Here is a 20,003-nt window from a genome sequence, read left to right as displayed (position 1 = left end):
GCCGTGGGGGGTCCGCGGGGAGGGCCGAGCAGACCCAGGGGCGCGGGGAACTGCGCGACCAGCCACGACGCACCCTCAAGATCCCGGCACCCACCAGGCGCACCCCGCGGAGGGGTACCCACCCACCGGGAGGTGGTCCCGGGACCGGGGGACAGGGGACCGTGGAGGGTCCGCGCGGCCGAGCGCAGCGGACCGGTACTGTTCGGCGGGTGAGTGGGATTGAGTTGGACGACTTCGGGGCCCTGGTGGAGCGGCCGGACGCGGGCGTGCGTCGGGACTCGCAGGAACGTTGGAGCGGTCTGGTGCGACCGTCCGGCGGCCTGGGCCGGGTGGCCGAACTGGCCGACTGGCTCGCCGCGGTGCAGGGCACACCGGTGGCGCGGCCGATCGTCCGCCCGCGGGCACTGGTGTTCGCGGCCGACCACGGAGTGGCCGCGCTCGAGGTGTCGGCCCGCCCGGCGGGCAGCACCGTGGAGCTGGTCCGGGCCGCGCTGGAGGGCACCTCGCCCGCCGCGATCCTGGCCCGGCAGTACGGCGCGGAACTGCGCCTGATCGACATGGCGGTGGACTGCGACCCGGCGGAGCTGCCCGCCGCGGTCACCGCCCACCGGGTGCGGCGCGGCTCGGGCCGCCTCGACATCGAGGACGCGCTGACCCCGGAGGAGACGGAGAAGGCGTTCCGTACCGGGCTGGCGCTGGCCGACGAGGAGGCCGACTCCGGCACGGACCTGGTGCTCCTGGGGGACCTCAGCGTCGGCGGCACCACGGCCGCGGGCGTGCTGATCGCCGCGCTCTGCGGCACGGACGCCTCCGTCGTGACCGGGCGCGGGTCCGGCATCGACGACCTCGCGTGGATGCGCAAGTGCGCCGCGATCCGGGACGGGCTGCGCCGGGCGCGGCCGGTGCTGGGGGACCAGTTGGCGCTGCTCGGCGCGGTCGGCGGCGCCGACTTCGCCGCGATCACCGGCTTCCTGCTCCAGGCCGCGGTGCGGAAGCTGCCGGTCGTCCTGGACGGGGTGGTCGGCGCGGCCTGTGCGCTGGTCGCGCAGCGCGTCGCCTTCCGGGCACCCGACTGGTGGGTGGCCGGCGCCGCCACCGGTGAGGCCGGGCAGGCCAAGGCGCTGGACCGGGTGTCCCTGGAACCGCTCCTGGACCGCGCGGTGGCCGTCGGGGGCGCCGCCGGGTCCCTGATGGCCCTGCCCCTGCTCCAGGCCGCCGCGGCGCTCTCCGCCGGGCTCACCCCTGACGGACGGACCTCCGGCGAGCAGACCCCCGACGAGCAGGCCCCGTCCGCCGGTTGAGGGACGGCGCGCCTCACCGGGGCGCGCCGGTCACGGCAGCGTACGGGAGAAGACGGCCAGTTCGGGCGGACGAAGCCCCCGCAGGCACAGGAAGCCGTCGTTGGATATGGCCAGCCCCGCCGCGACGGCGACGTCGAGCGCCCACTGGCTCTCGGCGTTGACGTGGGTGACCCGGGCCGAGCCGCCCGGGGGAGTGGCGACGAGCGCGGCGGTGAGCAGGCGGGTGGCCAGCCGCCGGGAGGTCGCGGCGAGCGCCTCCACATGCCCGGCGCGGGCGTAGCAGTAGCCGCTGCCTGCGAGGTCGTCCACGACGAACAGCGCGTTGTGCCGCAGCAGTTCCTCGTGGTCGGGCCCGTGCGCGCCGCCCCGGGTGCGCCGGTCCACGGAGTCCATCAGGTCGCGGTGGCGCGCCGAGCCCTGGTGGACGGCGCCGTCCAGCGGATCGAGCCCGGCGGTGTCCACCGGCCCGGACAGCCGCAGCGTCGGATGCAGGGTCAGCCCGGCCCGGCGCAGGGTGCGCGCGGCCACCGGGTCGCCCGGCGCGCACGCGATGCCGCGCAGGCACGCCCGCCCGTAGTGCAGGGCGCGGGCCAGCAGCGCCTTGCCGACCTCCTTGCCCTGCGCGCCGGGCACGACCGCGAGCAGCGACAGCGACCAGGTGCCCTCGCGCCGCGCGGACAGCACCGCGCCGACCGGCCCGGCGGTCTCGTCCTCGACGATCCAGCAGCCGCCGGGGTCGCTGCGGGCCAGGTGCCGGACGCGGCTGTGCTGCCGGGCGGTCCGCGCGGCTTCGTCCGTCGCCTGCCCGCCGTCCAGGGACCGCGGGCAGGCGAACGCGGCCGCCGCGACCTCCCGTACGACCTCGGCGTCCTGCTCGTCGTCGCGTACGGGGCGAAGAATCACCGTTCCATCATGCGACGACGAGCGGGCGCCGGTACAACTTCCGTGCCGGACAGGCGCGTTACGCGGGGGCGGTTACGGCAGGGCGAGCATCTGCTCCAGTGCGGCCTTGGCGAAGTGCTCGGTCTCGGGGTCGACCTGGATGCGGTTGACCGGCTTGCCGTCGGCCAGCGACTCCAGCGTCCAGACCAGGTGCGGCAGGTCGATGCGGTTCATGGTGGAGCAGAAGCAGACGGTCTTGTCGAGGAAGACGATCTGCTTGTCGGGGTGGGCGGCGGCCAGCCGGCGCACGAGGTTGAGCTCGGTGCCCAGCGCCCACGCGGAGCCCGCGGGCGCCTCGTCGAGCATCTTGATGATGTGCTCGGTGGAGCCGACGTGGTCCGCGGCGGTGACGACCTCGTGCTTGCACTCGGGGTGCACCAGGACGTTGACCCCGGGTATGCGGGCCCGCACGTCCTCCACCGACTCCAGCGAGAAGCGCCCGTGCACCGAGCAGTGCCCGCGCCACAGGATCATCTTCGCCGCGCGCAGCTGCTCGGCGGTCAGCCCGCCGCCGGGCTTGTGCGGGTTGTAGACCACGCAGTCGTCGAGGGACAGGCCCATGTCGCGGACCGCGGTGTTGCGGCCGAGGTGCTGGTCGGGCAGGAAGAGCACCTTCTCGCCCTGCTCGAACGCCCACTCCAGCGCGCGCCGCGCGTTGGACGAGGTGCAGATGGTGCCGCCGTGCCGGCCGGTGAACGCCTTGATGTCCGCGGAGGAGTTCATGTACGCCACCGGGACGGTCGTGCCGGCGACACCGGCGTCGGCGAGCACGTCCCAGCACTCGGCGACCTGCTCGGCGGTGGCCATGTCGGCCATCGAGCAGCCGGCCGCGAGGTCGGGGAGGATCACCTGCTGGCGGTCCGAGGTGAGGATGTCCGCGGACTCGGCCATGAAGTGCACACCGCAGAAGACGATGTACTCGGCGTCGGGCCGGGCGGCCGCGTCGCGGGCGAGCTTGAAGGAGTCGCCGGTGACGTCGGCGAACTCGATGACCTCGTCGCGCTGGTAGTGGTGGCCGAGGACGAAGACCCGCTCGCCCAGCCGCGCCTTGGCGGCCCGGGCACGTGCCACCAGGTCGGGGTCGGACGGCGCGGGCAGGTCGCCGGGGCAGTCGACGCCGCGCTCGCTGCGCGGGTCGGACTCCCGCCCGAGCAGCAGCAGGGCGAGCGGCGTGGGCCGGACGTCCAGCGGGTCGGTCCGGTCAGTCGGCGTTTGTGTGGTGGTCACGGGCCCGTAGCCCTTTCTTCGCAGCGCGCAGACCTTTTCGTCTACTTGACGCTATCAATCATAACCGGTTCGCGTCAGGTTGACGATGCCCGTTTCGTCAGTGTGACGCATACCGCTGGGCATTCAGCGGGCGTGTGCGACGATGGGGGGACGAGTGAGGAACAAGTCGCCGCGGACCCGGAATGAATCCGAAACGGCGTCGGTTAGTCATCGACAGCCAGCAGTCCGTACAACCCGGGAGTGAAGCACATGACGGTTCAGGACGAGACCACCACGACGGACGGCATCCTCCTGTCCGACGCTGCCGCCGCCAAGGTCAAGAGCCTGCTTGAGCAGGAGGGCCGCGAGGACCTCGCGCTGCGGGTCGCCGTCCAGCCCGGCGGCTGCTCGGGCCTGCGCTACCAGCTGTTCTTCGACGAGCGCGCCCTCGACGGCGACGTGGTGAAGGACTTCGACGGCGTCAAGGTCGTCACCGACCGGATGAGCGCCCCGTACCTGGGCGGCGCCTCCATCGACTTCGTGGACACCATCGAGAAGCAGGGCTTCACGATCGACAACCCGAACGCCACGGGCTCCTGCGCCTGCGGCGACTCCTTCCACTGAGTCGCCGGCCGGGCCCCGCGGGGCCCGGCTGAGGACCCCAGAAGCGGCGGCACCCCCCATGGGCGCCGCCGCTTCGTCCTGTCCGGCCGGCCGCGGCAGCCGCCCGGCCGGTCCTGGTGGCGGGTGCCGGCGAGAGGTCAGCGGCCGCTGAGCGACTGGCCGTTCGAGGCGTCCACCACCGTGCGGCTGCCCAGCGGCGCCGTCAGCGTCACCGTCTGGTGCAGGGACGTGACGAACATCGGGCACACCCCGCTCTTCGGCGTCGCGACCACCGACACCCGCACCTGGTCGCCGCTCTCGCTCGCCGACGCCTTGTACGTGTCGCAGCCGCCGCCCTCGTAGACCAGCGTGAGGGTGCGGCCGGAGACGGTGTACGACTGCACCGGCACGCGGTGCACGGTCCGGCCGGTCGAGCCGGTCGGGCCCGTCGGGGTGGGCAGGATCGGTCCGCCCGGGTTCACCGACGGCGTCGGGGAGGTCGCCCCGGACGGCGGCGTGCTCGACGGGACACCGCTGGTGATGTAGCGCGGGTCGACCGCGGTCTGCGCCACCACCGAGGTGTGCGTCGCCCCCTCCGGCGCGGTGGTGAAGAGCCAGGCCGGCACCAGCGTCTGGACGCCCGCCACGTACTGGAGCGCGAGGCCGAAGGTCGCACCGCGCACCTCCGTCCGCTGCTCGGTGCCGCCGCCCGGCAGGGTCCCGGTGGTCCCCGCGCTCCCTGAGGCCCCCGCGGTGCCGGAGCGGGTCACCGCGCCGCCGTTGACGGCGCCCGGGTGCATGATCGTGGTCGACGAGTTCAGCTCCTTCAGCGCCGTCGCGGCGCTGACGACCGGGTACGTGTCGCCCTTCGCCAGGTCCGACAGCCGGCCGAAGCCGTTGCCGATCCGCCCGTCCGCGCCGATCTGGAGCGAGGTGGTCCAGCCGTGCGTCGGTGCGCCGCCGACCACCGGGTCCGCGGTCACCGTCCGGATCGCGCCGACCGCGGTCGAGGCGTCCACCTTCGCGCCGGACAGGCCGAGCCCCTTCAGCACCGGCGCGGCCACCGCCTTCGCCTTCGCCGCAGGCACCGGGGAGGCGTCAGAACCGCCGCCGCGGGTACCGGTCGTCGGCGTGCCCCCCGCGGAGTACGACCAGGTGCCCGGCGCGGCCTTGCTCACCACCAGTGACGGCGCGTCGGCGCCGGCCGCCGCCCCCGCCCGCCATGAACCGTTCTCCGACCGCACCCCGCCGGACAGCCCGAGCAGCCCGGCCAGGCGCGCCGCGTCCGCGCGCGCCACGCTGCCGGACGGGGCGTACACCGCGGCCTTCTGCGGGCCCTTCGGCAGGGTGCCGGTCAGGTGGTAGGGGCCCGAGCCGCCGTCGGAGGTGGAGGAGGCCACGCCCACCGGTCCGTCGATCCGCAGCGGGGTCGAGGCGGTGCTGCCGCCTCCGCCCGCCGCCGTCGCCCACCAGGCGCCGCCGCCCCCGGCCACCAGGACGGCCGCCACGACCGCCGCGACCGCCCACCGCGGTTTGCGGGCGGGCCGCTCACCGCGGTCCGGGTGATCCGCTGCTGCCGTGTCCCCGGCGCCGACCGGGTGTGCTGCCTCGACCAGGTGTTCCGCCCGGTGTTCCGCCTCGGCCGGGTGCTGCGCGTCGGCCGTGTGCTCCGCGTCGCCCGGGCCCGGGGCGGTGCTTTCGGTGGCGCCGTCGTCGCGTTCCTTGCTCACTGGGTGCTCCTTCGGCTCTCTCGACCGTCAGGTGCACCTGTGACGTGGCGGGGCGCGAAGCGGTTCCACCGTTCGGGTGAGGGCCGGGTCAGCGGGGCCCGCCGCGCCCGCGTCGTCAGGCCCCGTACTCGCCCATCTCCCGTACGGCGGCGACCGACGTCGGCGGGACGTGGATGCCCGGCGGGCGCACCGGCTCGGGCCGCGGACCCGCCGGCGCCGCGGCCTTCCAGTGCGCCGCGGTGCGGTGGCAGTCGCCGAGCAGCTCGGCCATGCTCTCGGGGTTCTCCGTGTACGGAGTGGTACGGGGAGTGCTCATACTTCGACCCTAGGCACGTTCGCCCGCCGGACAAAGGTCTACCAACCGGTAGTTTCGGGAGGTGCCGAGCGGTTCGCCGCCGTCCCGGGGATATCGCCGTCCGAGCCGTCCGGGGCGGCGCCCCCTGTAGCGTTAGGGTCCCCAAACGCCGTCTTTCAGGGAGCCACTGTCGTGCGCATCGCCGTCACCGGATCAATTGCCACCGACCACCTGATGACCTTCCCCGGACGGTTCGCCGATCAGCTCGTCGCGGACCAGCTCCACACGGTGTCGCTGTCGTTCCTCGTCGACGCGCTGGACGTGCGGCGCGGCGGGGTCGCGGCCAACATCTGCTTCGGCATGGGCCAGCTGGGCACCAAGCCGATCCTGGTCGGCGCGGCGGGCACCGACTTCGCCGAGTACCGGTCCTGGCTCGAGCGGCACGGCGTGGACACCGACTCGGTGCGGATCTCCGAGGTGCTGCACACCGCGCGCTTCATCTGCACCACCGACTCCGAGCACAACCAGATCGGCTCCTTCTACACCGGTGCGATGAGCGAGGCGCGGCTGATCGAGCTCCAGCACGTCGCCGAGCGGATCGGCGGCCTGGACCTGGTCTCCATCGGCGCCGACGACCCCGAGGCGATGATCCGCCACACCCAGGAGTGCCGGACCCGGTCCATTCCCTTCGCCGCCGACTTCTCCCAGCAGATCGCCCGGATGAACGGCGACGACATCCGGGTGCTGGTCGAGGGCGCCGCCTACCTGTTCAACAACGAGTACGAAGCCGGGCTGATCGAGTCCAAGACCGGCTGGAGCGCCGCGGAGATCCTGGACCGGGTGGAGAACCGCGTCACCACGCTCGGCGCCAAGGGCGTGCGGATCGAGCGCAAGGGCCAGCCGGACATCGTGGTCGGCTGCGCGCAGGAAGAGGCGAAGGTCGACCCGACCGGCGTCGGCGACGGCTTCCGCGCCGGGTTCCTGTCCGGCCTGGCCTGGGGCGTCGGCCTGGAGCGCGCCGCCCAGATCGGCTGCATGCTCGCCACCCTGGTGATCGAGACCCTCGGCACCCAGGAGTACGAACTGCGCCGCGGCCACTTCATGGAGCGCTTCGCGAAGGCGTACGGCGACACCGCCGCCGACGAGGTGCGCGCGCACATCGGCGCCTGACCCCGTCCCCCGACTCCTCCGCGCGTAGCCGCGAGGGGAGCGGGCCGAAGCGCCCCGCTCAGCCGCGGCGCCGCACCAGGTAGGCGGTGCCGCGCTCGGCGGGGCGCTCGCCGACGTACTCCTGCGCGCGCATCTCGCACCAGGCGGGGATGTCCAGCCGCGCGGCCTCGTCGTCGGACAGCACCGTGACGAGGCCGCCGACCGGCACGTCGCCGATCACCCGGGCGAGTTCGATGACCGGGATCGGGCAGCGCTTGCCGAGCGAGTCCACGACCAGCCCCTCGTCCGCGGTGAGGGCGCCCGGCACGCTGTCCCCGCCGCTGTCGCCGCCAGCATCCACCGGGCCAACGCCCCTGCCGCCCACGGTGGTCGGCGCGTCCAGGTGGGCGCGCACCTCGGCCACCACCCCGGGCAGCGCGTCGAGGAAGCGGTCCACGTCCGCCTCGGCGGTGCCGGCGGGCAGCGACACCCGCACGTTCCCCTCCGACAGCACCCCCATGGCCTTGAGCACATGGCTGGGTGTCAGCGTGCTGGAGGTGCAGGAGGAGCCCGAGGAGACCGAGAAGCCCGCCCGGTCCAGACCGGTCAGCAGCGCCTCACCGTCGACGTACAGGCAGGAGAAGGTCACCAGGTGCGGCAGGCGCAGCCGGTCGTGGCCGACCACCTCCACGTCGGGCACCAGCCGCGGCACCCGGGCCCTGATCCGGTCCACCAGCGCCGACAGCCGGGCCGCCTCCGCCTCCGCCTGCGCGCGCACCGCCCGCAGCGACGCGGCCGCGGCCACGATCGCCGGGAGGTTCTGGAAGCCGGGGGACCGGCCCGACTCCCGCTCGTCCGCGGGCTCCTGGGGCGCGTAGCGGGTGCCCTTGCGGACCACCAGCAGCCCCACGCCGGGCGGCCCGCCCCACTTGTGCGCGCTCGCCGCCAGCAGCGACCACGCACCCTCCACCGGGCCCCACGCCAGCGACTGCGCCGCGTCCACCAGCAGCGGCACCCCGGCCGCGCGGCACGCGTCGGCGACCTCCGCGACCGGCTGGAGGGTGCCCACCTCGTGGTTGGCCGACTGGAGCGCGGCCAGCGCCGTGCCACTGCCCGCCCCGGCCCCAGTTCCAGACCCGGACCCGGACCCGGCCCCAGACCCGGTCCCGGCCCCGCTGGTGAGCGCCGCCGCGAACCGCGCCGGGTCCACCCGCCCGGTCCGATCCACCCCGACCTGTACGGTCTCTTCCCCCGCGACGGCCTCCGCCGCGTGCAGCACCGCCGAGTGCTCCACCGCCGACACCACCACCCGGCGGCCGGCCCGGCGCCGCCCCGCGGCCGCCCCCGACACCGCCGAGTGGATCGCCCGGGTACCCGAAGGAGTGAACACCAGCTCGTCGGCGCGGCAGCCGACCGCCTCCGCGGCGGCCTCGCGCGCCGCGTCCAGCAGCAGCCGCGCCTGCCGCCCCTCGCGGTACAGCCGGGCCGGATCGGCCCATCCCTCGTCGAGCGCGGCGAGCAGTGCCTGCCGCGCCACCGGGTGCAGGGGAGCGGCGGACGCCGCGTCGAAGTAGGGCACCGCAGCACGCTACAACGCTGGTCCGCCGCAAAAGGGCGCGGTTCGGCACGGCGTCAGAACGGCTGCGCCGGACGGCACTCCGGGCCCGCGCCCCGATCCGGACCGCACATCGTCCGCACGCGATCCACCCCTTATCCATCCCTTCGGGGAGCGCCCCGGCGCGTTGGCCCCCCTCCCCGCGAGACTCCAAATAGCGTCCAGTAGGGTTTGTGCCGCATAAACATCCACACCTACGCGCCCGCGCTCGGGCCGACCGACCAACAGACGGCCGGAACACCCGGGACGCGCGGGCGAGACTCTCGGGAAGGCGCTACGTGAGTCCCAACGGCTCCGACCTCCCCCACGGCCAGGACGGCGTGGGAGGTACCCCATTGTCGCGGCGCCCGGTGCGGCGATGGCTGCCGCGGGCGCTGGCCGCGGGCCTGGTCCTGGCAACCGCAACCGGTTGCTCCTACAAGGACTTCCCCCGCCTCGGTATGCCCACCCCGGCGACGGAACAGGCACCGCGAATCCTCTCCCTCTGGCAGGGCTCCTGGGCCGCCGCACTGGCGACCGGCGTACTGGTCTGGGGCCTGATCCTGTGGAGCGTGATCTTCCACCGGCGCAGCCGGACCAAGGTCGAGGTCCCTCCGCAGACGCGTTACAACATGCCGATCGAGGCTTTCTACACGATCGTCCCGATCCTGGTGATCGCGGTGCTGTTCTACTTCACCGCGCGGGACGAGTCGAAGCTGCTGGACACCTCGAAGAAGCCGCAGCACGTGATCAACGTGGTCGGGTTCCAGTGGAGCTGGGGCTTCAACTACCTGGAGAACGTGGACGGCAACGCCGCGACGCCGGCGAAGGTGCCCTCGGAGATCTCCGAGATCCCGCAGAACAAGCTCGACTGGCAGCCGGGCGAGGAAGGCGTCTACGACGTCGGCACCGCGGCCTCGAAGGACCCCGACACCGGGCTGCCGGGGCCGACCCTGTGGCTGCCCAAGGGCGAGACCGTCCGGTTCGTGCTGACCTCGCGTGACGTCATCCACGACTTCTGGGTCGTCCCCTTCCTGATGAAGATGGACGTCGTGCCCGGCCAGACCAACGACTTCCAGGTCACGCCGAGCCGCCTCGGTGACTTCAAGGGCAAGTGCGCCGAGCTCTGCGGTGTCGACCACTCCCGGATGCTGTTCAACGTCAAGGTGGTCACGCCGGCGCAGTACGAGCAGCACCTCAAGGACCTGGCGGCAAAGGGTCAGACCGGTTTCCTGCCGTCGGGCATTGCCACCACGGGCAACGCGAAGAACTCGGAGCCCAAGACCACATGAGCATTCTCAACGAACCTCAGGGAGCGGCGGAGGCCGACGACTCCTACGAGGACGAAATCCCGGCCCGGGTCAAGAAGCCCGGCTCGATGTCGGTGTCGTGGCTCACCACCACCGACCACAAGACCATCGGCACCATGTACCTGGTGACGTCGTTCGCCTTCTTCCTGATCGGCGGCGTCCTGGCACTGCTGATGCGGGCCGAGCTGGCGCGTCCGGGCAACCAGATCCTGTCCAACGAGCAGTTCAACCAGGCGTTCACGATGCACGGCACCGTGATGCTGCTGATGTTCGCGACACCGCTGTTCGCGGGCTTCACCAACTGGATCATGCCGCTGCAGATCGGCGCGCCCGACGTGGCGTTCCCGCGGCTGAACATGTTCGCCTACTGGCTCTACCTCTTCGGCTCGCTCATCGCGGTGGGCGGCTTCGTCACCCCGCAGGGCGCGGCCGACTTCGGCTGGTTCGCGTACTCGCCGCTGTCCAACGCGGTGAACTCGCCCGGCGTCGGCGCCGACATGTGGATCATGGGTCTGGCGCTCTCCGGCTTCGGCACGATCCTCGGCGCGGTCAACTTCATCACCACGATCATCTGCATGCGCGCGCCCGGCATGACGATGTTCCGGATGCCGATCTTCTGCTGGAACGTGCTGCTGACCGCGGTGCTCGTGCTGCTCGCCTTCCCGGTCCTCGCGGCGGCGCTGCTCTGTCTCGAAGCGGACAGAAAGTTCGGTGCGCACGTCTTCGACGCGGCCAACGGCGGCGCCCTGTTGTGGCAGCACCTCTTCTGGTTCTTCGGCCACCCAGAGGTGTACATCATCGCCCTGCCGTTCTTCGGCATCATCTCCGAGGTCATCCCGGTCTTCAGCCGCAAGCCGATGTTCGGCTACATCGGCCTGGTCGCCGCGACGATCTCCATCGCGGGCCTTTCCGTGACGGTGTGGGCGCACCACATGTACGTCACCGGCGGTGTGCTGCTGCCGTTCTTCTCCTTCATGACCTTCCTGATCGCGGTACCGACCGGGGTGAAGTTCTTCAACTGGATCGGCACCATGTGGAAGGGCTCACTGAGTTTCGAGACCCCGATGCTGTGGTCCATCGGCTTCCTGATCACCTTCACCTTCGGTGGTCTGACCGGGGTGATCCTGGCGGCGCCGCCGCTGGACTTCCACGTCTCGGACTCGTATTTCGTGGTCGCGCACTTCCACTACGTCGTCTTCGGCACCGTGGTGTTCGCGATGTTCGCCGGCTTCCACTTCTGGTGGCCGAAGATGACCGGCAAGATGCTCGACGAGCGGCTGGGGAAGATCACTTTCTGGACGCTGTTCTTCGGCTTCCACGGCACCTTCCTCGTCCAGCACTGGCTGGGTGTCGAGGGCATGCCGCGCCGCTACGCGGACTACCTCGCGGCGGACGGCTTCACCACGCTGAACACCGTCTCCACGATCAGCTCCTTCCTGCTCGGCCTGTCGATACTGCCGTTCCTCTACAACGTCTGGAAGACGGCGAAGTACGGCAAGAAGGTCGAGGTCGACGACCCGTGGGGCTACGGCCGTTCGCTGGAGTGGGCGACCTCCTGCCCGCCGCCGCGGCACAACTTCCTCACGCTGCCCCGGATTCGCTCCGAATCCCCGGCGTTCGACCTGCACCACCCGGAGATCGCCGCTCTGGACGCGCTCTCCCACGGCGGTGCACCGGCCCCGGCGCTGTCCGGTGCGGATGAGACGGAGGCCGGCAAGTGAAGGTCCAAGGCAAGATGTTCCTGGGCTTCGCCGTCTTCATCCTGGCGTCGGCGATCGTCTACGGCCTGTGGTCCAAGGAAGCGGCCGGCACCACGGCGCTGTTCATGGCCTTCGCGCTGTGCACCATGGTCGGCTTCTACCTGGCGTTCACCGCCCGGCGGGCCGACACCGGCGCCCAGGACCGGGAGGACGCCGACGTCGCGGACGACGCGGGCGAACTGGGCTTCTTCAGCCCGCACAGCTGGCAGCCGCTCGCGCTGGCCGTCGGCGGCAGCCTCGCCTTCCTCGGCATCATCTTCGGCTGGTGGCTGATCTTCTTCGCACTGCCGGTGATACTGATCGGCGTGTGGGGCTGGGTCTTCGAGTACTACCACGGTGAGGACCGCACCCAGTAAGGGCGCAGGCGGCCGCTGAGCGGCCGCCGACCCAGGGCGGGTCCCGGAGCACCTCCACGGTGCCGGGGCCCGCCCTCACCGTTTTGCAGGCGTCCACCGCGCGGATTCCGGTGGCCGTTCTTAGCGTGAACGCATGAACCACCTTCCCGAGCGCCCCCGCCCCCGCCGGCTGATAACCGTGCGCCGCGCGATCCTCGCGGCGCCCCTCGCGATAGGCCTCGCCGCCTGCAGCGGCGGCGGCAACCCGCTGGCATCCTCCCCCCACGACGCCGCGGCGAAGGTCACCTTCGGCACCGCCGACGGCGGCAAGGCCAACCCGGCCAAGCCCCTCAAGGTCTCCGTGAACGGCGGCTCGCAGATCACCGACGTGGTCGCGACCGACTCGACCGGACGCTATGTCAACGGCCAGCTCAGCGCCGACAGCAAGAGCTGGCACTCCACCACCCCGCTCGCCGCCGGCGCGCACTACACCGTCCGGGTGAGCACCGAGGACTCCGGCGGCCACCCCGGCCGCAAGACGCTGAAGTTCGACACCACCGGCGCCGCGGCCGGCTTCCATGTGACCTTCGGCCCGGACACCGGCACCTACGGCGTCGGAGAGCCCCTCACCGCCTCGCTGAGCGCCCCTGTCAAGGACCGGAAATCCCGTGCGGTGGTGGAGTCCCACCTCCAGGTGGTCAGCAGCCCGAAGGCCGCCCAGGGCTCCTGGTACTGGGTCGACGACAAGACCCTGCACTACCGGCCCAGCACGTACTGGCCCGCGCACGCCACGATCACCGCGCGCAGCACCCTCGGCGGCGTACAGATCGCCAAGAAGGTCTACGGCGCCGCGGACAAGCCGCTCACCATCCACACCGGCGACCGCATCGAGGCGCTCACCGACGCCTCCAGCGACCAGATGACCTTCAAGGACGACGGCAAGGTGGTCCGGACCCTCCCGGTCACCACCGGCAAGCCCGGCTTCGACACCCGCAACGGCATCAAGGTGGTGCTGGACAAGGAGTCGTTCGTCCAGATGAAGAGCTCCACGGTCGGCATCGCCGCCGGCAGCTCGGACTCCTACGACCTGCCCGTCTACTGGGCCACCCGGGTGACATGGAGCGGCGAGTACGTGCACGCCGCGCCGTGGTCGGTCGGCTCCCAGGGGTACGCCAACGTCAGCCACGGCTGCACCGGCATGAGCACCGACGACGCGGAGTGGTTCTTCGACCACGTCCGGGTCGGCGACATCGTGCAGGTCGTCAACAGCCAGGGCCCGATGATGACCGCGTTCGACAACGGCATCGGCGACTGGAACCTCAGCTGGGCCCAGTGGCAGAAGGGCAGCGCGCTGAACGGCGGTTCGGCCGGCACCGGCGGCAGCACCAGCAGCAGCCCCGGGGACAGCGGCAGCACCGGCCAGGACCAGACCACCCCGGTCGACGTCCCGGCCGGCACCCCCGCCCGCCTGTCACCCCAGACGGCCTAGTCCCCGCCCGCGCCTTGGGTGCGCACGCCGTCGTCCACCGCGCGCTCAGCGGTGGGCGACGGCCTTCTTCGTCGGCTCCAGGCGGCGGCGCAGCAGCACCGTCAGGGCGTCGGTGAGGGCCACCGGGTCCACCGGATGGGTGACCGCCGCGTCGGCGCGGCTCCAGGTGGCCAGCCAGGCGTCCTGCGGGCGCCCGATGAGCACCAGCGCCGGCGGGCAGCGGAAGACCTCGTCCTTCGCCTGGCGGCACACGCCCATCCCGCCCGCCGGGTTCGCCTCCCCGTCGAGCACCATCACGTCGACGCCGCCCCGCTCCAACTCGCTGAGCACAGCGGGCAGTGTCGCGCACTCCAGGTACTGCACCGGGGGGAGGTCGGCGGAGGGCCGGCGCCCGACGGCGAGCCGTACCTGCTCCCGGGTGTTGGCGTCGTCGCTGTAGACCAGCACGGTGGCGGTCGCCTGCATCGTGGCTCCTCCTCGTGAAGGATTTCTCAAGTGGCTCGGATGCTACTCCCGCCAGGTGGTTCCGGAGGAGGGGTCGCCCGATCGAAGGACGCCCAACTAGGCCGTGCGGGTCGCCGAGCGGGCTTGACACACCGAAGGGGGACCCCCGGAGTCAGCGCCGGATAAGGGACCGACATAATGTCGGACGTGGCGACAGCAACAGCAGTAGAAACCGGGCACGCGCACCCGTCGGTCAACCGGCCGAACCTCACCAGCGTCGGGACCATCATCTGGCTGAGTTCCGAGCTGATGTTCTTCGCGGCCCTCTTCGCGATGTACTTCACCCTTCGGTCGGTCACTGGTGAGACCTTCTGGAAGGCACACGCCGACGCGCTGAACGTGCCGTTCTCCGCGACGAACACGACGATCCTCGTGCTCTCCTCCTTCACGTGCCAGATGGGCGTCTTCGCCGCCGAGCGCGGCGACGTGAAGAAGCTGCGCTCCTGGTTCATCGTGACGTTCGTGATGGGCGCGATCTTCATCGGCGGGCAGATCTTCGAGTACACCAACCTGGTCAAGAAGGACGGGATCTCGCTCAGCTCCGACCCGTACGGCTCGGTGTTCTACCTGACGACCGGGTTCCACGGACTGCATGTGACGGGTGGTCTGATCGCGTTCCTGATGGTGCTGGGCCGTACCTACGCGGCCAAACGGTTCACCCATCAGCAGGCCACCGCAGCCATCGTCGTGTCCTACTACTGGCACTTCGTCGATGTCGTCTGGATCGGCCTGTTCGCCACGATCTACCTGATCAAGTAGCCGGTACCGCGCCGGCCGGCGCCCGCGCCGTACTCCGGACGGAGGACGCGCCCCGCCGACGGCACCGCCAGAAGCATCGACACAAGAGATCCTGACACCGGGGTAATCCGTGAAAAAGCTCTCCGTACGACGGCGCCATCCGATGGCGGCGCTTGTCGTCCTACTCTTCGCGCTCGCGGCCACCGGGGGGCTGTACGCCGCGCTCGCGCCGGCGCCCAAGGCGCAGGCTGACACCTCGCAGTCCTCCCTCGCCATCGAGCAGGGCAAGAAGCTCTACGACGTCGGCTGCGCCAGCTGCCACGGCAGCTCCGGCCAGGGCAGCACCAACGGGCCCAGCCTGGTGGGCGTCGGCTCGTCCGCGGTGGACTTCCAGGTCGGCACCGGCCGCATGCCCGCCAAGCAGCCCGGCGCGCAGGTCGAGAAGAAGAAGAACACCTACAGCCAGTCCGAGATCGACCAGCTCGCCGCGTACGTCGCCTCGCTCGGCCCCGGCCCGTCGACCCCGACGAAGGACCAGTACAGCCCGGCGTCCGCCGACGTCGCCAAGGGCGGCGAACTGTTCCGCACCAACTGCTCGCAGTGCCACAACTTCGTGGGCAAGGGCGGTGCGCTGACGCACGGCAAGTTCGCGCCGAGCCTGAAGAGCGTCTCGTCCAAGCACATCTACGAGGCGATGCAGACCGGCCCGCAGAACATGCCGTCCTTCCCGGACAGCACGATGCCGTCCGACGCGAAGGCGAACATCATCGCGTACCTGAAGGCCGTGGACAGCGCCGACAGCCCCAACCCGGGCGGCTTCACCCTGGGCTCCATCGGCCCGGTGTCCGAGGGCCTGTTCGCCTGGGTCTTCGGTCTCGGCACGCTGCTCGGCATCGCGGTCTGGCTCGCCGCCCGGACGACTAAGGCCAAGAAATCATGAGCGACGAGACTGGATCGCACAACACCGTGCCAGAGAACCTGCCGAGCGGGCAGGGCGGCCACCACGGCGGCAGCGTCGCCACGGCCGACCCGTTCGCCGACCCCGGGCTGCCGCCCCACGAGCACCGGCGCCAGGACATCGACGAGAAGGCGGCCCGGCACTCCGAGCGGGTGGTGGCCGGCCTGTTCCTGCTGTCGATGCTCGGAACCATCGCGTTCATCGCCTGCTTCGTGATCTTCCCGGTCGACAAGATCGTCTACATCTTCCCGTTCGGGCACGTCAGCGCGCTGAACTTCTCGCTCGGCCTCACGCTGGGCGTGGCGCTGTTCTGCATCGGCGCGGGCGCCGTGCACTGGGCCCGCACGCTGATGGCGGACGAGGAGGTCGTCGACGAGCGGCACCGCATCGACGCCGACGACGAGCTGCGGGAGAACGTCCGCCAGCAGTGGATCACCGGCGCGAAGGAGAGCGGCTTCGGCCGCCGCAAGCTGATCCGCAACACCATGATGGGCGCGCTCACCATGGTGCCGCTGGCCGGCGTGGTCATCCTGCGCGACCTCGGCCCGCTGCCGGAGAAGAAGCTCGACCACACCATGTGGGCCAAGGGCAAGCAGCTGATCAACGACAACACCAACCAGCCGCTGCGCCCCGAGGACGTCGTCGTCGGCTCGCTGACCTTCGCGACGCCGGACGGCCTCGAGGAGAGCCAGGACGACTACCAGGAGCAGCTCGCCAAGGCGGCCCTGATGATCATCCGGCTCAAGCCGGACGACATCAAGGACAAGCGCGAGCGCGAGTGGAGCCACCAGGGCATCGTCGCGTTCTCCAAGATCTGCACCCACGTCGGCTGCCCGATCAGCCTGTACGAGCAGCAGACGCACCACGTGCTGTGCCCGTGCCACCAGTCGACGTTCGACCTGTCCGACGGCGCGCGTGTGCTCTTCGGCCCCGCCGGCCACCCGCTGCCGCAGCTTCGGATCAGCGTCAACAGTGAGGGCAACCTCATCGCGCTCGGCGACTTCGAGGAGCCCGTCGGCCCGGCATTCTGGGAGCGTTCATGAGTACCATGACCGACGACGCGCCGACCCGCCGCGGTCGGCCGACGAACCCGGGTGAACGGGTCGCGGAGTGGACCGACGGCCGGCTCGGGCTCTACAAGCTGGCCAAGTCCAACCTGCGCAAGATCTTCCCGGACCACTGGTCCTTCATGCTCGGCGAGATCTGCCTGTACAGCTTCGTGATCCTCATCCTCACGGGTGTGTATCTGACGCTGTTCTTCCACCCGAGCATGAACGAGGTCGTCTACCACGGCCCGTACGCGCCGCTCGACGGTGTGCAGATGTCCGAGGCGTACGCCTCCACGATGCACATCAGCTTCGAGGTCCGCGGCGGTCTGCTGGTCCGGCAGATCCACCACTGGTCCGCGCTGATCTTCATCGCCGCGATGATCGTGCACATGATGCGCGTCTTCTTCACCGGCGCGTTCCGCAAGCCGCGCGAGCTGAACTGGCTCTTCGGCTGGACGCTGCTCTTCCTGGGCATGTTCACCGGGTTCACCGGCTACTCGCTCCCGGACGACCTGCTGTCCGGCACCGGTGTGCGGTTCATGGAGGGCGCGATCCTGTCGGTGCCGATCGTGGGCACCTACCTGTCGATGTTCCTGTTCGGCGGGGAGTTCCCCGGCCACGACTTCGTGGGCCGCTTCTACTCGGTGCACATCCTGCTGCTGCCGGGTCTGATGGCCGGTCTGCTGGTCGCGCACCTGATCCTGGTCTTCTTCCACAAGCACACCCAGTTCCCGGGTGCCGGCAAGACCGAGAAGAACGTCGTCGGCGCCCCGCTGATGCCGATCTACATGGCCAAGGCCGGCGGCTTCTTCTTCCTGGTCTTCGGTGTCATCGCCGCGATCGCCGCGGTGGCCACGATCAACCCGATCTGGACGATGGGCCCCTACCGGCCGGACCAGGTGTCCACCGGTGCCCAGCCCGACTGGTACATGGGCTTCTCCGAGGGCCTGATCCGTGTGATGCCCGGCTGGGAGATCAGGGCCTGGGGCCACACCCTGGTGCTCGGCGTCTTCATCCCGCTGCTGATCTTCCCGCTGGTGATGATGGCGATCGCCGTCTACCCGTTCATCGAGTCCTGGGTCACCGGTGACAAGAACGAGCACCACCTGCTCGACCGGCCGCGCAACCGCCCGGTGCGCACCGGGTTCGGTGTCGCCTGGCTGACCGAGTACTTCGTGCTGCTGATCGGTGGCGGCAACGACCTGTGGGCCACGCACTTCCACCTGTCGATCAACGCGATCACCTGGTTCGTCCGGGTCAGCTTCTTCGTGGCTCCGGTGATCACGTTCTGGATCACCAAGCGGATCTGCCTGGGGCTCCAGCGCCGGGACCGCGACAAGGTGCTGCACGGGCGGGAGAGCGGCATCATCAAGCGGCTGCCGCACGGCGAGTTCATCGAGGTGCACGAGCCGCTGTCCCAGCAGCAGCTGCACGTCCTCACCGCGCACGAGCAGCCGCGGCCGATCGACCTCGGCCCGGAGACCGACGAGAACGGGGTGGCCCGCAAGGTCAGCCCGATCGCGAAGGTCCAGGCGAAGCTGTCGCAGGGGTTCTACGGCGAGCACAGCCAGATCCCGAAGCCGACGGCGGAGGAGTACGAGGAGATCACCAGCGGGCACGGTCACCACTAGCCCGCACGTCGCGCACGCCACACCCGGCCCGGGGCCGGGCACCCGTAACCAGGGTGCCCGGCCCCGGGCCTTTGGGTGCCGCAAGGGGCGCGTGGGGGCACCGCCCAGGCGCAGCTCTGGGGGAGAACGGAGCGACCAGCCACCCACCGGCCGGTGGTCCGGCAACGACAGGAACTGCCCCACTGGGCCGGTGACGACCTGCGGTCCGCGGACGGCTGGTCGCGCAGTTCCCCGCGCCCCTTGCGGGCGCTCGGCACCGGTAGGGTGCGGGGGACGTACCGCCCTAGGAACATGGAGCGTGAAGCCATGAGCGTTGTGCACCCCGCCGGAGGCGTACCCGGGGCCGCGCGCTCGTGGCCGGACATCCTGGGCGCCCTGATCCGCCGCGACGACCTCAGCTCCGCGGAGACCGCGTGGGCGATGGACTCGATCATGAGCGGCGAGGCCACCGACGCGCAGATCGCCGGCTTCGCGGTGGCGCTGCGCAGCAAGGGCGAGACGGTCGCGGAGATCGCCGGGCTGGTCGAGGCGATGTACGCGCACGCGACGACGATCGAGGTGCCCGGCCCGACCGTGGACGTGGTCGGTACCGGCGGCGACCGGTCGAACTCCGTGAACATCTCCACGATGTCGGCGATCGTGGTGGCCGGTACCGGCGCGCGGGTGGTGAAGCACGGCAGCAGGTCCGCGTCCTCCAAGAGCGGCGCGTCCGACGTGCTGGCCGCACTCGGCGTGAACCTCGACCTGCCCGCGCGGCGCGTCGCGGAGGTCGCCGTGGAGGTGGGCATCACCTTCTGCTTCGCGGTCCGGTTCCACCCGGCGCTGCGCCATGTGGCCGCCGCGCGCAGCGAGTTGGGGGTGGCGACGCCCTTCAACTTCCTCGGCCCGCTGACCAACCCGGCGCGGGTGCGGGCGCAGGCGACCGGCGTCGCGGACCTGCGGATGGCGCCGATCCTCGCCGGGGTGCTCGCCGAACGCGGTTCCTCGGCGCTGGTGTTCCGCGGTGACGACGGGCTGGACGAGCTGACCACCACCGCGACCTCGCAGGTGTGGGTGGTCAAGGACGGCAAGGTGGAGCACACCGGGTTCGACCCGCGGGACGTCGGCCTGGAGCTGGTGCCGGTGGAGGCGCTGCGCGGCGGCGAGGCCGGGTACAACGCGGAGGTGGCCCGGCGGCTGCTCGCCGGTGAGCGCGGGCCGGTGCGGGACGCGGTGCTGCTCAACTCCGCGGCGACGCTGACCGCGTTGGGTGCCACCGGCGGCGGCACCCTGGAGGAGCGGATCAGCGCCGGCCTGGTCCGGGCGGCGGAGTCGATCGACTCGGGCGCGGCGGAGGGCGTACTGGAGCGCTGGGTGGCGGCGACCCGGGCGTAGCGAAGAAGCGCGGGCGCACGGCGCCGTCCACTTTC

General features: G+C 71.3%; 18 protein-coding genes. 12 read left to right on the top strand and 6 right to left on the bottom strand.

Annotation, left to right across the window (positions count from 1 at the left end; genetic code table 11):
• Window positions 1–209: 209 nt before the first annotated feature.
• Window positions 210–1,301, top strand: a complete 1,092-nt coding sequence (locus tag WA788_RS09460; RefSeq protein WP_335974105.1) for a nicotinate-nucleotide--dimethylbenzimidazole phosphoribosyltransferase — start codon at window positions 210–212, stop codon at window positions 1,299–1,301.
• A 30-nt stretch (window positions 1,302–1,331) separates the two neighbouring features.
• Here the strand turns inward: WA788_RS09460 and WA788_RS09455 are convergent, their stop codons facing one another.
• Both WA788_RS09455 and nadA read right to left on the bottom strand, forming a co-directional pair.
• Window positions 1,332–2,204: a GNAT family N-acetyltransferase gene (locus WA788_RS09455; protein ID WP_335974101.1), complete on the bottom strand. Its 873-nt coding sequence runs from the start codon at window positions 2,202–2,204 to the stop codon at window positions 1,332–1,334.
• Between the two features lie 72 nt (window positions 2,205–2,276).
• Entirely contained in the window at window positions 2,277–3,470 is a 1,194-nt protein-coding gene (nadA, locus tag WA788_RS09450; RefSeq protein WP_335974096.1) for a quinolinate synthase NadA, read from the bottom strand.
• Between the two features lie 249 nt (window positions 3,471–3,719).
• On the opposite strand from nadA, the gene WA788_RS09445 reads away from it, so the two are divergent.
• Window positions 3,720–4,073, top strand: coding sequence for a HesB/IscA family protein (locus WA788_RS09445; RefSeq protein ID WP_202233220.1), 354 nt, complete (start codon window positions 3,720–3,722; stop codon window positions 4,071–4,073).
• Between the two features lie 137 nt (window positions 4,074–4,210).
• Here WA788_RS09445 and WA788_RS09440 read toward each other — a convergent pair whose 3' ends face one another.
• Window positions 4,211–5,782, bottom strand: a complete 1,572-nt coding sequence (locus WA788_RS09440) for a hypothetical protein (RefSeq protein ID WP_335974087.1) — start codon at window positions 5,780–5,782, stop codon at window positions 4,211–4,213.
• 115 nt (window positions 5,783–5,897) lie between these two features.
• On the bottom strand, window positions 5,898–6,098 hold the full coding sequence (locus WA788_RS09435; protein WP_335974082.1) for a hypothetical protein: 201 nt from the start codon (window positions 6,096–6,098) through the stop codon (window positions 5,898–5,900).
• A 171-nt stretch (window positions 6,099–6,269) separates the two neighbouring features.
• Here WA788_RS09435 and WA788_RS09430 point away from each other — a divergent pair, with 171 nt between their 5' ends.
• A complete protein-coding gene (locus tag WA788_RS09430; RefSeq protein ID WP_335974078.1) occupies window positions 6,270–7,247 on the top strand; it encodes a carbohydrate kinase family protein in 978 nt (325 codons plus the stop codon).
• Window positions 7,248–7,305: 58 nt separating this feature from the next.
• Here WA788_RS09430 and WA788_RS09425 read toward each other — a convergent pair whose 3' ends face one another.
• The gene (locus WA788_RS09425; RefSeq protein WP_335974072.1) at window positions 7,306–8,805 is read right to left on the bottom strand and encodes a cysteine desulfurase/sulfurtransferase TusA family protein; all 1,500 of its coding nucleotides are present in this window, start codon (window positions 8,803–8,805) and stop codon (window positions 7,306–7,308) included.
• Window positions 8,806–9,119: 314 nt separating this feature from the next.
• Here WA788_RS09425 and ctaC point away from each other — a divergent pair, with 314 nt between their 5' ends.
• The 4 genes from ctaC (at window position 9,120) to WA788_RS09405 (ending at window position 13,714) form a co-directional block, all read left to right on the top strand.
• On the top strand, window positions 9,120–10,112 hold the full coding sequence (gene ctaC, locus WA788_RS09420; protein ID WP_335974069.1) for an aa3-type cytochrome oxidase subunit II: 993 nt from the start codon (window positions 9,120–9,122) through the stop codon (window positions 10,110–10,112).
• Window positions 10,109–11,851: an aa3-type cytochrome oxidase subunit I gene (ctaD, locus tag WA788_RS09415; RefSeq protein ID WP_335974064.1), complete on the top strand. Its 1,743-nt coding sequence runs from the start codon at window positions 10,109–10,111 to the stop codon at window positions 11,849–11,851. The genes ctaC and ctaD overlap by 4 nt, the downstream gene beginning before the upstream one ends.
• Window positions 11,848–12,246, top strand: coding sequence for a cytochrome c oxidase subunit 4 (locus tag WA788_RS09410; protein WP_335974061.1), 399 nt, complete (start codon window positions 11,848–11,850; stop codon window positions 12,244–12,246). The genes ctaD and WA788_RS09410 overlap by 4 nt, the downstream gene beginning before the upstream one ends.
• 133 nt (window positions 12,247–12,379) lie before the next feature.
• Window positions 12,380–13,714: a L,D-transpeptidase gene (locus WA788_RS09405; RefSeq protein ID WP_335974058.1), complete on the top strand. Its 1,335-nt coding sequence runs from the start codon at window positions 12,380–12,382 to the stop codon at window positions 13,712–13,714.
• 45 nt (window positions 13,715–13,759) lie between these two features.
• Here the strand turns inward: WA788_RS09405 and WA788_RS09400 are convergent, their stop codons facing one another.
• The gene (locus WA788_RS09400) at window positions 13,760–14,179 is read right to left on the bottom strand and encodes a hypothetical protein (protein WP_335974054.1); all 420 of its coding nucleotides are present in this window, start codon (window positions 14,177–14,179) and stop codon (window positions 13,760–13,762) included.
• A gap of 177 nt (window positions 14,180–14,356) precedes the next feature.
• Here WA788_RS09400 and ctaE point away from each other — a divergent pair, with 177 nt between their 5' ends.
• The 5 genes from ctaE to trpD all read left to right on the top strand — a co-directional run bounded on the left by ctaE (window position 14,357) and on the right by trpD (window position 19,968).
• The gene (gene ctaE / locus WA788_RS09395; RefSeq protein WP_328463083.1) at window positions 14,357–14,977 is read left to right on the top strand and encodes an aa3-type cytochrome oxidase subunit III; all 621 of its coding nucleotides are present in this window, start codon (window positions 14,357–14,359) and stop codon (window positions 14,975–14,977) included.
• Window positions 14,978–15,086: 109 nt separating this feature from the next.
• Window positions 15,087–15,896, top strand: a complete 810-nt coding sequence (gene qcrC / locus WA788_RS09390; RefSeq protein WP_335974046.1) for a cytochrome bc1 complex diheme cytochrome c subunit — start codon at window positions 15,087–15,089, stop codon at window positions 15,894–15,896.
• Window positions 15,893–16,957, top strand: coding sequence for a cytochrome bc1 complex Rieske iron-sulfur subunit (qcrA, locus tag WA788_RS09385; RefSeq protein WP_335974042.1), 1,065 nt, complete (start codon window positions 15,893–15,895; stop codon window positions 16,955–16,957). Before qcrC ends, qcrA begins: the two co-directional genes overlap by 4 nt.
• A complete protein-coding gene (gene qcrB, locus WA788_RS09380) occupies window positions 16,954–18,594 on the top strand; it encodes a cytochrome bc1 complex cytochrome b subunit (RefSeq protein WP_335974039.1) in 1,641 nt (546 codons plus the stop codon). The genes qcrA and qcrB overlap by 4 nt, the downstream gene beginning before the upstream one ends.
• Before the next feature lie 306 nt (window positions 18,595–18,900).
• The gene (gene trpD / locus WA788_RS09375; RefSeq protein WP_335974035.1) at window positions 18,901–19,968 is read left to right on the top strand and encodes an anthranilate phosphoribosyltransferase; all 1,068 of its coding nucleotides are present in this window, start codon (window positions 18,901–18,903) and stop codon (window positions 19,966–19,968) included.
• Window positions 19,969–20,003: the final 35 nt, after the last annotated feature.

The organism is Streptomyces sp. CA2R106, assembly GCF_037034245.1.
Lineage (GTDB): Bacteria > Actinomycetota > Actinomycetes > Streptomycetales > Streptomycetaceae > Actinacidiphila.
The sequence above is the reverse complement of the archived record's forward strand: the minus strand, read 5'-3'. Positions and strand labels throughout refer to the sequence as shown.

Bases quoted from the DNA above. Each gene is read 5' to 3' on its own strand.
- WA788_RS09445 (WP_202233220.1), top strand. From the start codon at position 3,720: ATGACGGTTCAGGACGAGACCACCACGACGGACGGCATCCTCCTGTCC.
- WA788_RS09435 (WP_335974082.1), bottom strand. From the start codon at position 6,098: ATGAGCACTCCCCGTACCACTCCGTACACGGAGAACCCCGAGAGCATG.
- ctaD (WP_335974064.1), top strand. From the start codon at position 10,109: ATGAGCATTCTCAACGAACCTCAGGGAGCGGCGGAGGCCGACGACTCC.
- WA788_RS09405 (WP_335974058.1), top strand. From the start codon at position 12,380: ATGAACCACCTTCCCGAGCGCCCCCGCCCCCGCCGGCTGATAACCGTG.
- WA788_RS09400 (WP_335974054.1), bottom strand. From the start codon at position 14,179: ATGCAGGCGACCGCCACCGTGCTGGTCTACAGCGACGACGCCAACACC.
- ctaE (WP_328463083.1), top strand. From the start codon at position 14,357: ATGTCGGACGTGGCGACAGCAACAGCAGTAGAAACCGGGCACGCGCAC.
- qcrA (WP_335974042.1), top strand. From the start codon at position 15,893: ATGAGCGACGAGACTGGATCGCACAACACCGTGCCAGAGAACCTGCCG.
- qcrB (WP_335974039.1), top strand. From the start codon at position 16,954: ATGAGTACCATGACCGACGACGCGCCGACCCGCCGCGGTCGGCCGACG.
- trpD (WP_335974035.1), top strand. From the start codon at position 18,901: ATGAGCGTTGTGCACCCCGCCGGAGGCGTACCCGGGGCCGCGCGCTCG.